Annotated in this window: 13 protein-coding genes; 4 read left to right on the forward strand and 9 right to left on the reverse strand. The window is 61.3% G+C overall.

Annotated features, from left to right (window positions below):
• Positions 1-1,103: 1,103 nt before the first annotated feature.
• The 8 genes from ACYZUC_RS08945 to ACYZUC_RS08980 form a co-directional block, all read right to left on the reverse strand.
• Complete coding sequence (locus tag ACYZUC_RS08945; protein WP_461995165.1) at positions 1,104-2,114, reverse strand: YeiH family protein; 1,011 nt, start codon at positions 2,112-2,114, stop codon at positions 1,104-1,106.
• The gene (locus ACYZUC_RS08950; RefSeq protein WP_461995167.1) at positions 2,111-2,437 is read right to left on the reverse strand and encodes a Rieske (2Fe-2S) protein; all 327 of its coding nucleotides are present in this window, start codon (positions 2,435-2,437) and stop codon (positions 2,111-2,113) included. Before ACYZUC_RS08950 ends, ACYZUC_RS08945 begins: the two co-directional genes overlap by 4 nt.
• The gene (locus ACYZUC_RS08955; protein ID WP_461995169.1) at positions 2,434-3,096 is read right to left on the reverse strand and encodes a DsbA family oxidoreductase; all 663 of its coding nucleotides are present in this window, start codon (positions 3,094-3,096) and stop codon (positions 2,434-2,436) included. The genes ACYZUC_RS08950 and ACYZUC_RS08955 overlap by 4 nt, the downstream gene beginning before the upstream one ends.
• The gene (locus ACYZUC_RS08960) at positions 3,093-4,412 is read right to left on the reverse strand and encodes an MFS transporter (protein ID WP_461995171.1); all 1,320 of its coding nucleotides are present in this window, start codon (positions 4,410-4,412) and stop codon (positions 3,093-3,095) included. The genes ACYZUC_RS08955 and ACYZUC_RS08960 overlap by 4 nt, the downstream gene beginning before the upstream one ends.
• 91 nt (positions 4,413-4,503) lie before the next feature.
• Positions 4,504-5,556 (reverse strand): beta-keto acid cleavage family enzyme, encoded by a 1,053-nt coding sequence (locus ACYZUC_RS08965; protein WP_008032909.1) that lies wholly within the window; start codon positions 5,554-5,556, stop codon positions 4,504-4,506.
• A gap of 98 nt (positions 5,557-5,654) precedes the next feature.
• Positions 5,655-6,503 (reverse strand): TauD/TfdA dioxygenase family protein, encoded by an 849-nt coding sequence (locus tag ACYZUC_RS08970; RefSeq protein ID WP_461995174.1) that lies wholly within the window; start codon positions 6,501-6,503, stop codon positions 5,655-5,657.
• Positions 6,504-6,516: 13 nt separating this feature from the next.
• On the reverse strand, positions 6,517-7,497 hold the full coding sequence (locus ACYZUC_RS08975; protein WP_461995176.1) for a quinone oxidoreductase family protein: 981 nt from the start codon (positions 7,495-7,497) through the stop codon (positions 6,517-6,519).
• A gap of 163 nt (positions 7,498-7,660) precedes the next feature.
• Positions 7,661-7,873, reverse strand: coding sequence for a DUF3079 domain-containing protein (locus ACYZUC_RS08980; protein WP_461995178.1), 213 nt, complete (start codon positions 7,871-7,873; stop codon positions 7,661-7,663).
• Between the two features lie 209 nt (positions 7,874-8,082).
• On the opposite strand from ACYZUC_RS08980, the gene ACYZUC_RS08985 reads away from it, so the two are divergent.
• From ACYZUC_RS08985 to ACYZUC_RS09000, 4 genes are read left to right on the forward strand one after another with little or no spacing between them, the layout of a single operon-like run.
• Positions 8,083-8,607 carry an iron transporter gene (locus ACYZUC_RS08985; protein WP_461995179.1) on the forward strand — a complete coding sequence of 175 codons (525 nt, stop codon included), beginning with the start codon at positions 8,083-8,085 and terminating at the stop codon, positions 8,605-8,607.
• Entirely contained in the window at positions 8,608-8,940 is a 333-nt protein-coding gene (locus tag ACYZUC_RS08990; protein WP_008032923.1) for a cupredoxin domain-containing protein, read from the forward strand. It abuts the gene before it with no gap.
• Between the two features lie 22 nt (positions 8,941-8,962).
• Positions 8,963-9,823 carry an FTR1 family iron permease gene (locus ACYZUC_RS08995; RefSeq protein ID WP_461995181.1) on the forward strand — a complete coding sequence of 287 codons (861 nt, stop codon included), beginning with the start codon at positions 8,963-8,965 and terminating at the stop codon, positions 9,821-9,823.
• Positions 9,811-11,190, forward strand: coding sequence for a 4Fe-4S binding protein (locus ACYZUC_RS09000; RefSeq protein WP_461995183.1), 1,380 nt, complete (start codon positions 9,811-9,813; stop codon positions 11,188-11,190). Before ACYZUC_RS08995 ends, ACYZUC_RS09000 begins: the two co-directional genes overlap by 13 nt.
• Before the next feature lie 33 nt (positions 11,191-11,223).
• Here the strand turns inward: ACYZUC_RS09000 and ACYZUC_RS09005 are convergent, their stop codons facing one another.
• The gene (locus ACYZUC_RS09005; protein ID WP_461995185.1) at positions 11,224-12,843 is read right to left on the reverse strand and encodes a methyl-accepting chemotaxis protein; all 1,620 of its coding nucleotides are present in this window, start codon (positions 12,841-12,843) and stop codon (positions 11,224-11,226) included.
• Between the last annotated feature and the right edge of the window lie 11 nt (positions 12,844-12,854).

A 12,854-nucleotide genomic window follows, 5' to 3' on the forward strand; every position in this document is an offset into this window, starting at 1 on the left:
CACTTGCAGAAGCGGCAAGTAACCAAGCGCTCTTGCCCCTTTCGTTCGGTGCCTCGCTGTGGCTCGGCATACCCTCGCTCCGGTCCTGCTCCGTGGGCCCGCCGCCATCGGCCATCCATGGCCGGGGGCGGCTAACCCGGCATCCATGCCGGGTTGCCCACTGCGCAGAACCTGCGCTCGGCCTCTCGAGGGGGCGCTCAGATCAAAAGCGGAAGGCGAGCTAACGCTCGGCCTGATGAGTGGTGAAAATCAAAAGCATACGCCGATCCCTGTAGGAGCCGGCTTGCCGGCGAAAATCGTCTGGACAACGCGTTCATTCAGACAGCCCGCGTTATCGTTGACGTCCATCGCCGGCAAGCCAGCTCCTACAATTTTGACCGTGTGAACCCAATCCCGTGTAGGAGCCGGCTTGCTGGCGATAGCGGTGGGTCAGTCGACGCATTTATTGACTGAACGGACGCCATCGCCAGCAAGCCGGCTCCTACAGGGGAGCGGTGTACATGTCCGGAATGAGTGAGCGCAGCAGAGAAGGACAACGCGTACGCAAATGAGCCAGGTCGGCTTTCAGGCCGCCTCGGCGGCTGTGGCGGTAGTCGCCCCCTCGAGAGGCCGAGTGCAGGTTCTGCGCAGTGGGCAACCCGGCATGGATGCCGGGTTAGCCGCCCCCGGCCAGGGATGGCCGATGGCGGCGGGCCCACGGAGCAGGACCGGAGCGAGGGCATGGCGAGCCTTAGCGAGCCACCGAACGAAAGGGGCAAGAGCCCTTTGGTTACTTTGGGGCTTTTCCAAAGTGACTCGCCGTAAGGGCGAAACCAATAGCCGCCGCATCCGAAAAAACGGATATGTACTCAGACAACAATCTCCCACAAGCTTTGACGCGACATGGATCAACGCTGGCAAAGGCACCGATGGAGATCAACGATGACGCGGAAAGCCTGGCCTCTGGTCCTTCCCCAGCGAGCTCACACCGGGCAAAAAAAACGGCAACTGCTGGCACAGTCACCGAAAAAAACCGGTGTTGTCGACACCGGTCGAGGACACCACCACAGTGAGGAGTCAACCACGGTGCAGCCCTCTGTCAAAAAGCGTTTTTGCGTCGGGTGTCAAAGGCCCCAGTGCAGCAACAACAGCACCAGCACGACGAGGAACACCGTCTCCCCCACCATCAACAAAATGGGCTTGATACCCACCGCCGCCAGTTCCTTGAGCTGGGTCTTCATACCCAGGGCACTGATGGACACCACCAGGCACCAGCGCGACAGCTCATTGATCGATCCCTGCACCACCGGGGCTATCCACCCGGTGCTGTTGATGCACGCCAACAACAGGAAACCGACGGCGAACCACGGCAGCAACGGCGGTCGCTTGCCGGTCGGATCGGCGCCCTGCATGCGGGTGATCATCGCGGCGGTGACGATCACCGGCAGCAGCATGGCGACCCGCATCAGCTTGACCACCGTGGCCGTATCGCCGGTCTCGGTCGACATGCTGTAACCGGCACCGACCACCTGGGCCACGTCGTGGATGGTCGCGCCGAGAAACACCCCGGCCACTTGCGGCGACAGTTGCAGCCAGTTGGCGATCATCGGGTACACGATCATCGCCAGAGTCGACAGCGCCGACACCCCGATCACCGTGAACAACGTCGCGCGTTCTTTCTGCGGGTGATTAGGCAGCGCTGCCGCCAGCGCCAACGCGGCCGATGCACCACAAATTGCCGTGGCTCCTCCGGTGAGCATGCCGAACAAACGCTGAAAGCCCAGCGCCTTGGCAGCGATCACTGAAACGCCGATGGTCACCACCACCAGAATCACCACCAGCGCCACGGGCTTCCAGCCCAGCGCCGCCATCTGTTCAAGGGTGATGCGCATGCCCAGCAGCGCCACGCCGATGCGCAACACGGTGCGCGCCGTGAACTCGATGCCGGCCTTGCAGGCACCGTCGCCGGCCAGAAAATTCAGGGCCATGCCCAGCAGCAGGGCAAACAGCATCACCGGCGCACCGTAGTGCTCGGACAAAAAGGACGCGGCCGCCGCCACGATCAGACTGACGAGAAAACCCGGCGCCAGTTCGCGCGTTCGGCTGTGGATACGGGTGAGAGCGATGGCGCTCATGGCGCGGCCTCCTCGGGAACAATGACGATGAATGCCTGACCGTCGATGATCTCGACCGGGTAGTTGGCGACTTTGACTGCGGTGGAATTGAGCAGGTAACCGCTGTGCAGATCGAAGCGCAGACCATGGGCGCAGCATTGAATCACTCGCCCCTCAAGACGCCCGCCACACAGCGAGGCGCCCTGGTGCGGGCAACTGTCGTCGATGGCGAACAAGTCACCTTCGACGTTGAACAGCACCAGGCTTTTGTCATCGAATTCGAACAGTGCACGACCGCCCGCCTGCGGGTGTTTGCCGGCAGGCACGGGGATACGACGGGTCATGCAGGTTGCCGCTCGTAATCACTTTCTTTCAGTGCCTGGCTCATGGCCCCGAGCAACACCTCTGCAGGTTGCGCCCCTACCACCGTCATGCGGCGATCGAACTGAAAGCCGGGTACGCCACTGCTCGCCTCGGGTGATCCGGCAAATGGAGTGGCGTCGCCCATCAGGCAGTCCGCCAAGGCCTGCGCATCAATGCCGCAGGAGCGGGCAATCGCGAGCAAGGTCTCGCGACAACCAAGGTTTTCGCGTTTGCGGAAATAAGCGGCGAACAGCCGCTCGAGCAACATTTCACTCTGGGCAGCGTTGCCCAGCGCGCTGACCCGCTCGAACAGACGATGGGCGTCTGCGGTATTGGGCATCGTCTCGATCTGGCCGAGGTCGATGGTCAGTCCAACCGCCGCGGCAGCCTTTTGTACCTGGGCCTGGCGCATGGTCATGGCATCGGCATTGCCCAGACGCTTGCGGTAGAAATCGGCGAAGGGCTCACCTTCCAACGGCAACTGCGGCAGCAACTGCACGCCATGCCAGTGCGTGCTGATCTGCACATCTGGATGGCGACTGCGAAACTGTACCTGCGCATGCTCCAGTTGGCGTTTGCCGATCAGGCACCAAGGGCAGATAAAATCGAAAAACACATCAATCTGTAGACGACGACTCACAACTTCACCTCTAACCCGGCTTCGCTGACGGGGTCAGGCACGCGCTGACCCTGAAGGCGGGCAATATCTTTGTGGTAATGACACTTGGCATAAAAGAACACGGCCGCTGCCGCGAGGCTGACCAATGGCACCAGTTGGAAAGCGGCATGCAGGCCGATGAGGTCCGACACCCTTCCGGTGATGAACGGCCCCGGCGCCAGTCCCAGCATGTTGTTGGCCAATGTCAGCGTGGCGAAGGCCGTGCCATGGACCGAGTAATGGGTCAGGTTGGCGACCATCGCGCCAGCCGGGCCGGTGGTGCCGGTGGCAATCAGCATGCCCAGGCAAATCAGTGCCAGTTGCAAAGGCCCTGCCGTCAGTGCGAACGCCGCCGACAGCAGCAGGCAACTGCCCAGGCAAAAGGCGATGGCCAGGCTGACCTTGCGTTCCGGCGAGTTGCGACACAGCCGATCGCTGAGCATGCCGCACACAATCATCCCCGCACCGCTGCACAGCACGATGATCGCCGCCATGGCGCCGGCTTTGTCCGTCGGCATGTCGTAGTAGCGATTGAGGTAGCTGGGAATCCACACCATCACCGTGCCACCGACGAACAGCTGCAAGCCGCTGGCGACGTAGGTCGCTACCACCGAACGACTGGACCACAGCGTACGCAGCGGACGCTTGGCCCCCGCGACAGCCTTGGCGACCCGTTGCGGAGCGATGCGCGCTTCCTTGACGATGATCGGATAAAGCATCGCCAGCACCAGGCCAAACAACGCCATGCCGGCGAACGACCAGCGCCAGCCTAGCTTGGCCGCGATGGCACCGCCCAACGCCATGCCCAGCACCGAGCCGAACATGCCGCCCGCCATGAACGCGCTGGCCAGAGTGGCGCGCATGTGTTTCGGAAACACCGAAATCACCACGGCGATACCGACGCTGCCATAAGCCGCTTCACCGACGCCGACCATGAACCGGGCAATGAACATTTGCTGGTAATCCTGCGCCAATGCGCAGCCCAGCGTGGCCAGGCTCCACAGCAGCGCCATCAGCGCCAGGCTCTTGACTCGTCCAAAGCGGTCAGCCATCAGCGACAGCGGGAATGTCAGCAGGCCGACCATCAAGGCAACGATGCCGCTGAGCAACCCGAGCTGGCCGTCACTCAGGGCCCACTCGCTCTTGAGCAGCGGGAACACCGCGTTCAGCACCTGACGCGACATGTAATCGGAAATCAACAGGCCGAACGTCAATGCAAAAACGATCCAGGCATATTGGCGCGAAACGCCGACGCAACCTGCGTCGTCATCGTCAGCGGCGATTGGGTGAAAGGCCATGCAGCCTCCTCAATGCTTTTATTTATTGTTGTTATCAAGCGTGATGCAGTGCGGTGGACGAGAGGTCACGGCCCCTCGTCCGGACCGCCGGTCAGCCGCGTTGCGGCACACCCTTTTGCCCAGCCTTGCGGTTGGGGGCCATACCGTTGGCCAGCAGGGTCTGCTCGATGCTGTCGTACTTCACACCGATGCGATAAATCTCGCGGGCTTCTTTGCCCGTGGCGATTTCGCGACCCAGTTCATGGGCAATGCGCACGGTTTGCTGGATCTGCGCCACCGAGCCGAAACGATCGCCCTTGTGATCAATGATAGTGTCTTCATTGCCCACGCGCGGGTGCATGCCCATGGCCATCGACATGGTGTTGAACGGCATGACGTTCTTGAGCAGCGACTCGGAGGTCAGGGTGCAGCCGTTCGGCGCGCGGTGGATGAAATTGAAGAAGTTGAACGGGTTCGGGCCGTCGAAACCGCCACCGATGCCGATCCAGGTCAGGTTCAGCGGGCCCTTGTAGATGCCCTTGCGCACCAGGCGCTCGAGGGTTTCCAGGGCATGCATGCCGGTCAGCTGGAAGTGCGGCTGGATGTCGTTGTCCATCAGGCGCTTGAGGTGCTCGGCAACCCAGGCCGGGCCGGCCGGTACGGTCATTTCGCTATAGGCAGCCTGGATCAACGGATTAGCCAGCGAAGTACCTTCCAGGTATTGCGGATACAGCAACTCCATGATGTTCATCTGGGTGGTGTTGATCGCCACCGTGACCTGATCCGGTTTTGGCGTCAGCTCGGCCAGCATGTGGCGGGTATCGTCGGACAGCCACTTGGCGGCTTCGCCATCACTTTCCGGGGCGAAGGAAATCGAGCCGCCGACCTGGATGATCATGTCCGGCACGGCTTCGCGCACGCCGGCGATCAGCTCGTTGAACTTCGACAGGCGCTTGGAGCCCTTGCCGTCCAGTTCACGCACATGCAGGTGCAGGACCGTGGCGCCGGCTTCATAGCAATCGACCGCTTTCTGGACTTGCTCGTCCATGGTCAGCGGGATGTCTTCCGGGAAATCTTCAGGCATCCATTCCGGGCCGTACGGGGCCACGGTGATGACCACTTTTTCCATGTTTTCGGGGTGCAGGGAATCGTCGAAGAATTGCATGGTTGCTCCAGTTCTTATGGCACTTTTTATGATTGTCCCGCCCACCCGGAATCGTGCCGGGCAGGCGTGTTTACGAGTGCGTATGCAGAAAGGGTCGATCAGTAGGTCTTGTCGCCGATGATCCCGGCGCGCTCCATCTTGCGATGGCACGGCGGGTAATCCATGACGGCGTAGTGCTGGGTACTGCGGTTGTCCCAGATGGCGATGCTGTTGGGCTTCCAGCGCCAGCGCACCTGATACTCGGGGATGTATGCCTGGCTGATCAGGTAGCGCAGCAATTCGCTGGCGCCGGGGTTGGCGTCCTGGCCAAAACGCACCCGTTCAGAGGTGTGGTAGTTGCTGATGTGGGTGGTGAAGGCGTTGACGAACAGCACCTTCTCGCCGGTTTCCGGGTGGGTGCGCACCACCGGGTGTTCGGCGTCCGGGTACATCGCTTTGAGCGCCAGGCGTTTTTCGATCGGCATCGCCGCACCGAAACTCGCTTCGATGCTGTGACGGGCACGCAGGTCGGCGATCCTCACCTTCACGTCTTCCGGCAAACGCGCATAAGCCTCGACCATGTTGGCCCACATGGTATCGCCGCCAACCGGCGGGCATTCCACGCAGCGCAACACGCAACCCATTGGCGGCGCCTCGCGCCAGGTGGCGTCGGTGTGCCAGGCGTTTTCGTAGCGGTCCATCGGCTGGTCCGGGTTCTTGTAGATCCGCACCAGCCCCGGATGATCCGGATCGCTGCCGGCCACCGGATGGTCTTCCAACTCACCAAAGCGGCGAGCGAAGGCCACGTGCTCCTCGCGAGTGATGTCCTGATCACGCAGGAACACCACCCGGTGCTTGAGCAACTGGGCACGAATCTCGGCAAACAAACCGTCGTCATGCACCGCGTCGGCGAGGTTCACGCCGATCAGTTCGGCGCCGATGCTGCAGGTCAATTGTTCGACTTTCATGGCTGGCCGCTCCTTAAATGACGAAAATCGACGAACCGGTGGTCTTGCGCGACTCGAGGTCGCGATGAGCCTGCACCGCATCCTGCAAGGCGTAGTGCTGGTTGATCTCGATCTTGATCCGGCCGCTGCCGACGTGGTCGAACAACTCACCGGCCAGGGCGGCTTTCTCCGCAGGGTCGGCGATGTAGTCAGCCAGGGCCGGGCGGGTCAGGAACAACGAGCCTTTCATCGCCAGCATCACCGGGTCGAACGCAGGGATCGGACCGGATGCCGTGCCGACGCACACCATCAGGCCACGACGCTTGAGCGAATCCAGGGAGCCGGCGAAGGTGTTCTTGCCGACGCTGTCGAACACCACGTTGACGCCAACGCCATCGGTCAATTCGCGAACGCGGGCGGCGACGTCTTCATGGCTGTAATTGATAGTATGGTCGCAACCGTGAGCCCGGGCGATTTCGGCCTTTTCCTCGGTCGAAACCGTGCCGATCACGTTCAAGCCGAGCAATTTGGCCCACTGCGAGACGATCAGGCCGACGCCACCAGCGGCGGCGTGCAGCAGAATGCTGTCGCCTTCCTTGAAGTCGTAGATGCGGCGCATCAGGTACGAAGACGTCAGGCCGCGCATGGTCATGGCCGCAGCGGTCTCGAAACTGATGGTTTCCGGCAGCTTGATCAACGGCGCGGCCGCGATCAGCCGTTCGGTGCTGTAGGCGCCAAGGGTGTTGAGGAAACCGGTATAGGTGACGCGGTCCCCCACCTGGACGTTGGTCACCCCTTCGCCGACGGCCTGGACCACACCGGACGCTTCAACCCCCATGCCGTTGGGCATCGGAATCGGGTAAGTACCATTGCGAAAATAGGTGTCGGCATAATTAAGGCCCACCGCCACATGACGAAGACGAACCTGGCCTGGACCGGGATCGCCGACCTCGACCTCCTCATAACGGAGGACTTCGGGACCACCGGTTTCGTAGAAGCGTACGGCGTTGGCCATTTTTTCTTATTCTCCAGTCTGTACAGCGTCGATTTGCGCTGATTGGACTGTAGGACGCAGTCTGGCGAGCCGCTTCTCATCAGACGACACCGGCTTTTCATTTCATGACAGATGGTTGCGGGCATGGAACGCAATGCTGCGGTCTGACCAGGTTGGACCTGCGCTAGATATCGTCATCCGCCGCCTTGGTTGTGACGATGAGGGGCTCGATACCCCAGTCGCCGGGCACGTTCCAGTCTTCACCAAACAGCTCGGCCGGATGCATCGTACGCTCGGAGCCATTGCCGCACGCCAACGATTTGGCCGGACAATACCGGTCGCATCCCCAGCAAATCCGCTCGGGGTGCCTGGGGTTGTCGGGGAAGTTCTTGGCCATGCCGATCTCCGGTCATTGAGAGGCGTTTTTCCAACCTACAGCCTCTGTGCAAAGTCGTCCTTGATGGATATCAAGCTATCGACATCGAGTGACTGCCCTCCCGCAAAAGCCCCAGGCTTTAATTACTCAAAACTTGATAGCAATCATTATTGTTCGCAGCAAACCTTCCTAGACTCGGGTTCCTACTCGTCAGCGCCCAGGAAGAAATCATGCGTACCTCTCTCACACTCGCTTTGCTCATGCTCGTACCACTGGCTCAGGCCAAGGAATACCCGATCGGCGAACCACAGCTGTGTCCGGGGCTGGAAGTCGGGGCGGTTTATCTGCAACCGATCGAGATGGAACCGGCAGGCATGATGCGCGCCACTGCGGATTCGGATGTGCATCTGGAGGCCGACATCCGCGCCACTGCGGATAATCGCCAGGGCTTTCAGGAAGGTAGTTTCGTGCCCTATCTCAACGTTTCTTTCAATCTGAAAAAGCACGGCAACGACCCGGAACTCAAAGGCGATTTCCACGCCATGGTCGCCAACGATGGTCCGCACTACGGCGACAATGTGAAGCTGATGGGGCCGGGCAAATATCAACTCACCTTCACCATCCTGCCACCCGGTGGTCACGCCTCTCTCGGTCGCCACACCGACAAGGAAACCGGTGTCGCGCCCTGGTTCGAACGCTGCGAGCTGCACTACGAATTCGTCTACGCCGGCATTGGCAAAAAAGGTGGCTATTGAATGAAGCGCCTGCAGGTTGCCTGCCTGCTGGTGGCTGGAGCCCTTGCGCCGTTGACCGCCCATGCCGAGTTACCGAGCTACGAACTGATCCTGCGCGATGGCCACTTCACGCCGGCCTTGCTGGAGGTTCCGGCCGGGCAGCGATTCAAGATCGTCCTGAAAAACAACGGTCAGGGGCCAGCCGAATTCGAGAGCACACCGTTGCGGGTTGAAAAAGTCATGTCACCGGGCGTGACCACCTTTGTCGTCATTCACCCGCTCAGGCCCGGTCACTACCCGTTTTTCGACGAGTTCAATCCGCAACTGCCCGAGGGCGGCATCCTCGCGAAATAACCTGTCAGCGCACGGAGTTTTCATGAATCAATCAATGTTCATCGTCTGGCGCGAAAGCGTCGAGGCGCTGCTGGTGATCGGCATTCTCCAGGCCTGGGCCAGCCAGCAGGGCCAGGGTCATCGGCTGGTCAAATACCTGTGGATCGGCGTGGGGCTGGGGTTGCTGCTCTCGTGTCTGCTGGCCGTGCTGATTCTGTTCGCCGGCGAGGCCATGAGCGGGTCGGCCAGTGAATGGTTCCAGGCTGCACTCGCGCTGGTTGCCAGCCTGTTGATGGTGCAGATGGTGGGCTGGATGCACCGTCACGGGCGCTCCCTCAAACAGGATTTGCAGCGCCACGCCGATAGCCATCTGGCCCGGCAAGGCGGCATGGGGTTGTTGCTGCTGGCGATGCTCGCGGTCAGTCGTGAAGGCAGTGAAACGGTCGTGTTTCTCTATGGCGCCGGCGCTCAACTGCGAGGCCCGCAGCTTGGTTTGTTTGCCATCGGCGGCGCCATGGGACTGGTGCTGTCGGCGTTGACCATCATCCTGCTGCACAGCAGTCGCCGGTTCATTTCGTGGCAACGATTCTTTGCCATCAGCGAGGTCATCCTGCTCATGCTCGGGGCCGCATTGCTGGTCAGTGGCACCGAGCGAATCGGCGGCCAACTGCTTGCCCTCGATCTGCCGGAGCAGGTTTACAGCGTCATTGGCGACGCGTTCTGGGACAGCAGCGCCTTACTGAACGACAGCCATGGACTGGGTGGTTTCCTGGCCGGTTTTGCCGGTTATCGGGCAACCCCCAGTGGCCTGACCTTGCTGGTGTGGATCGGTTACTGGCTGGTCGTCGGCGGATGGCTACGGCAACGGCAACGGACGATGGAAAAAGTCCCATGCCTGAACTGAGTTGGCACAATCGATGGCTCCAGCGACTGGGCGACGGGATGCGTCGCCATGCGCGGTTCATTCGTGCCGCGCAGTGGCTGGTTGTGGTGTTTTACGCATTGCTGCTGGTGATCCCACCGCTGCTGCCGCTGCCGGACAGCCAGGCACGAATGCTCGACAACCTGACCTTGCTTGCACAGTTTCTGTTCTGGGGGATCTGGTGGCCGTTCGTGCTGCTGTCGATCGTGATGTTCGGTCGGCTCTGGTGTGGCGTGCTGTGTCCGGAAGGCTCGCTCAGCGAATGGGCCAGCCATTACGGCAAAGGCATGGGCGTGCCGCGCTGGTTGCGCTGGGGCGGCTGGCCGACCCTGGCGTTCTGCCTGACGACCCTCTATGGCCAGTTGATCAGCGTCTATGACTACGCTCAGGCGGCGCTGCTGATTCTGGGGGGTTCGACTGTCGCTGCGGTGGTCGTCGGGTTGTTGTTCGCCCGAGGCAAGCGGGTCTGGTGCCGTTACCTGTGCCCGGTCAGCGGCGTGTTCGCGCTGCTCGCTCGCCTGGCGCCGGTGCATTTCCAGGTCAATGAACAACGCTGGATAGAAAACGCGCCGCCACGCCTGCCGCCACCCAACTGCGCACCATTGCTCGATATCCGACGCCTGCAAGGCGCCAGTGATTGCCATGCCTGTGGGCGCTGCAGCGGGCAACGCGGTGCCGTCCAGTTGATCGCCCGGTCGGGCAATCAAGAGATTCTTCACGCGACTTCGCAGACGCTATCCCCGTGGGATGCTCGCTTGCTGCTGTTCGGTGTGATCGGCCTGGCAATGGGCGCATTCCAATGGACGGTCAGCCCCTGGTTCGTCGCCCTCAAACAAACGCTCGCCCAATGGCTGGTTGAACACGACCAGCTCTGGGCCCTGCAAGACAACGCGCCCTGGTGGCTGCTCACCCATTACCCGCAACTCAACGACAGCTTCAGTTGGCTCGACGGGTTCAGCATCGTCACTTACCTGAGTTTGAGTTCGGTGCTGCTCGGCACCGTGTTAATGGTTCTCTTGCGTCTGACGGCTCGACTGGCGGGTGATCGTGCACTGTATTGGCCCCTGGCGCTCACACTCACGCCCCTGGGTGGTGCGGGACTGTTTCTCGGGTTGTCGGCAACCACCGTGAAACTGCTGCGCTATGAAGGTTTGCTGCTGGAATGGGTGCAACCGGTCAGGGCCTGCCTGTTGGTGGCCGCGACAGGCTGGAGTTTGCTGCTGGGATGGAAGCGACTGAGCCGCGAAAACCGCTCTCTGGCGCGGCGCATGTCGGGCAGCGCCTGCCTGCTGTTGGCCAATGGTTTGATCGGGTTTGGCTGGTGGTTGCAGTTCTGGGGCTGGTCCTGAGCGCCCACCTCCACAACCACCTGCCCGGTGGGTCTAGACCTTGAATCGCGCCACGGTCTGATGCAGCGCACCGGCCATCTGCGCCAGTTCATGGCCAGCGGTGTCGGTGTGCCGCGCACCCAGCAAGACTTGCTCGGACAAAGTGCGAATCCCCACCAGATTGCGATCCACCTCACGCGCCACCAACGCCTGCTCCTCCGTGGCACTGGCAATCATCAGGTTGCGCTCATTGATCTGCGAGATGGACCGGGTGATCTGATCCAGTGCATCACCTGAGCGCTGCGCCACTTCCAGGGTGGCCCGCACCAGTTGACTGCTGCTTTGCATGGCCGTCACCGCATGGCCGGTATCCTGGCGGATGTTGCCGATCATCTGCTCGATTTCCTGGGTGGACTCCTGCGTGCGATGCGCCAGCGCGCGCACTTCATCGGCGACCACGGCAAAGCCGCGCCCGGCATCCCCGGCCCGTGCGGCTTCAATTGCCGCGTTGAGGGCCAGCAGATTGGTCTGCTCGGCAATGCTGCGAATCACGTCCAGGACTTTGCTGATGTCCTGCACCCGGCCCGCCAATTGCTCGATGCGTTGCGAGGTGTCGGTGACGCCATCGGCCAGTTCGCCGATGGCAACCACGGTTTCCTGAACCTGTTCGCGGCCGCGCTGTGCGGTTTGCTCGGACTGTTTGGAGGCCTCTGAAGTGCTGACGGCGTTGCGCGCCACTTCATCCACCGCTGCCGTCATCTGATTCACCGCCGCAGCGGCCTGCTCGATCTCCAGCCCCTGCAATTGCAGGTTGCTGGCAGTCTGGCTGCTGACGGCACTCAGTTCTTCGGAAGAGCTGGCTACCCGGTCAACCGAAGCAGCGATGTGCTTGACCATGGCATTCAGGCTTTGCTGCATCTGATGCATGTTCATCATCACACTGCCGTCGGCACTTGCACCCACCGGCACCTGAATCGTCAGGTCGCCCTCGGCGATTTCACTCAAGAACCGTGCGGCATCATCCGGCTCGCCACCCAATGGCCGGGTCACACTGCGCGTGACGACTATCGCAGCAGCAATCACCAGCGCCAGGCAGAACAGGAACAACCCGAGCATGTTGCGCCGGGCATCGCTGTACAGTGCCTGCGCCGACTGTTCACGGTCGATGAAGATTTTCCCTTGCAGCGCCATCAACTCATCCAGGCTGCGATACACCTCGGCTTCGGCCGGTACGACTTTCTGCTTCAGCTGGGCCATGGCATCGTCGGAAGCCCCTTGCCGAATCAAGACCTGCACCTGGGTGAACGCGGCAACGTAGGCTTCGCGATTCTTTTTCAGGGCCGCATAAGCGGCTTTGCCCTCTGGCAGATAGAACAGCGGCTCAAGGGTTTCGAGCGCCTGGGTGATACGTTTCTTGGTGGCGTCGATCGACTGCTGCACTTGCTGATTGTCCTTGTTGATCAGCAAGTCCCGGGTGTTCCTGGCGTTATCGCGCACGCCAGTGGCAATGACCATGATCGGTTCGATCTTCGGCCAGTCCTGTTTGACGATGACCACCGCCTGTTCCTTGAGCGTTGCCAGATCGTGCAACGCGTAAAACGCCATGCCCATCAGCGCCAGCGGCGCGATTGCAAAGCCGATGACGATCCGTTGTGCCGTGGTTAATTTAGCCATATCAAATGCTC

The sequence above is a fragment of the Pseudomonas sp. GT1P32 genome (genome assembly GCF_054897805.1).

Excerpts from the sequence above, each read along its gene's own strand:
- ACYZUC_RS08945 (WP_461995165.1), bottom strand. The coding sequence starts at position 2,114 with ATGAGCGCCATCGCTCTCACCCGTATCCACAGCCGAACGCGCGAACTG.
- ACYZUC_RS08950 (WP_461995167.1), bottom strand. The coding sequence starts at position 2,437 with ATGACCCGTCGTATCCCCGTGCCTGCCGGCAAACACCCGCAGGCGGGC.
- ACYZUC_RS08960 (WP_461995171.1), bottom strand. The coding sequence starts at position 4,412 with ATGGCCTTTCACCCAATCGCCGCTGACGATGACGACGCAGGTTGCGTC.
- ACYZUC_RS08965 (WP_008032909.1), bottom strand. The coding sequence starts at position 5,556 with ATGCAATTCTTCGACGATTCCCTGCACCCCGAAAACATGGAAAAAGTG.
- ACYZUC_RS08970 (WP_461995174.1), bottom strand. The coding sequence starts at position 6,503 with ATGAAAGTCGAACAATTGACCTGCAGCATCGGCGCCGAACTGATCGGC.
- ACYZUC_RS08975 (WP_461995176.1), bottom strand. The coding sequence starts at position 7,497 with ATGGCCAACGCCGTACGCTTCTACGAAACCGGTGGTCCCGAAGTCCTC.
- ACYZUC_RS08980 (WP_461995178.1), bottom strand. The coding sequence starts at position 7,873 with ATGGCCAAGAACTTCCCCGACAACCCCAGGCACCCCGAGCGGATTTGC.
- ACYZUC_RS08985 (WP_461995179.1), top strand. The coding sequence starts at position 8,083 with ATGCGTACCTCTCTCACACTCGCTTTGCTCATGCTCGTACCACTGGCT.
- ACYZUC_RS08990 (WP_008032923.1), top strand. The coding sequence starts at position 8,608 with ATGAAGCGCCTGCAGGTTGCCTGCCTGCTGGTGGCTGGAGCCCTTGCG.
- ACYZUC_RS08995 (WP_461995181.1), top strand. The coding sequence starts at position 8,963 with ATGAATCAATCAATGTTCATCGTCTGGCGCGAAAGCGTCGAGGCGCTG.
- ACYZUC_RS09000 (WP_461995183.1), top strand. The coding sequence starts at position 9,811 with ATGCCTGAACTGAGTTGGCACAATCGATGGCTCCAGCGACTGGGCGAC.
- ACYZUC_RS09005 (WP_461995185.1), bottom strand. The coding sequence starts at position 12,843 with ATGGCTAAATTAACCACGGCACAACGGATCGTCATCGGCTTTGCAATC.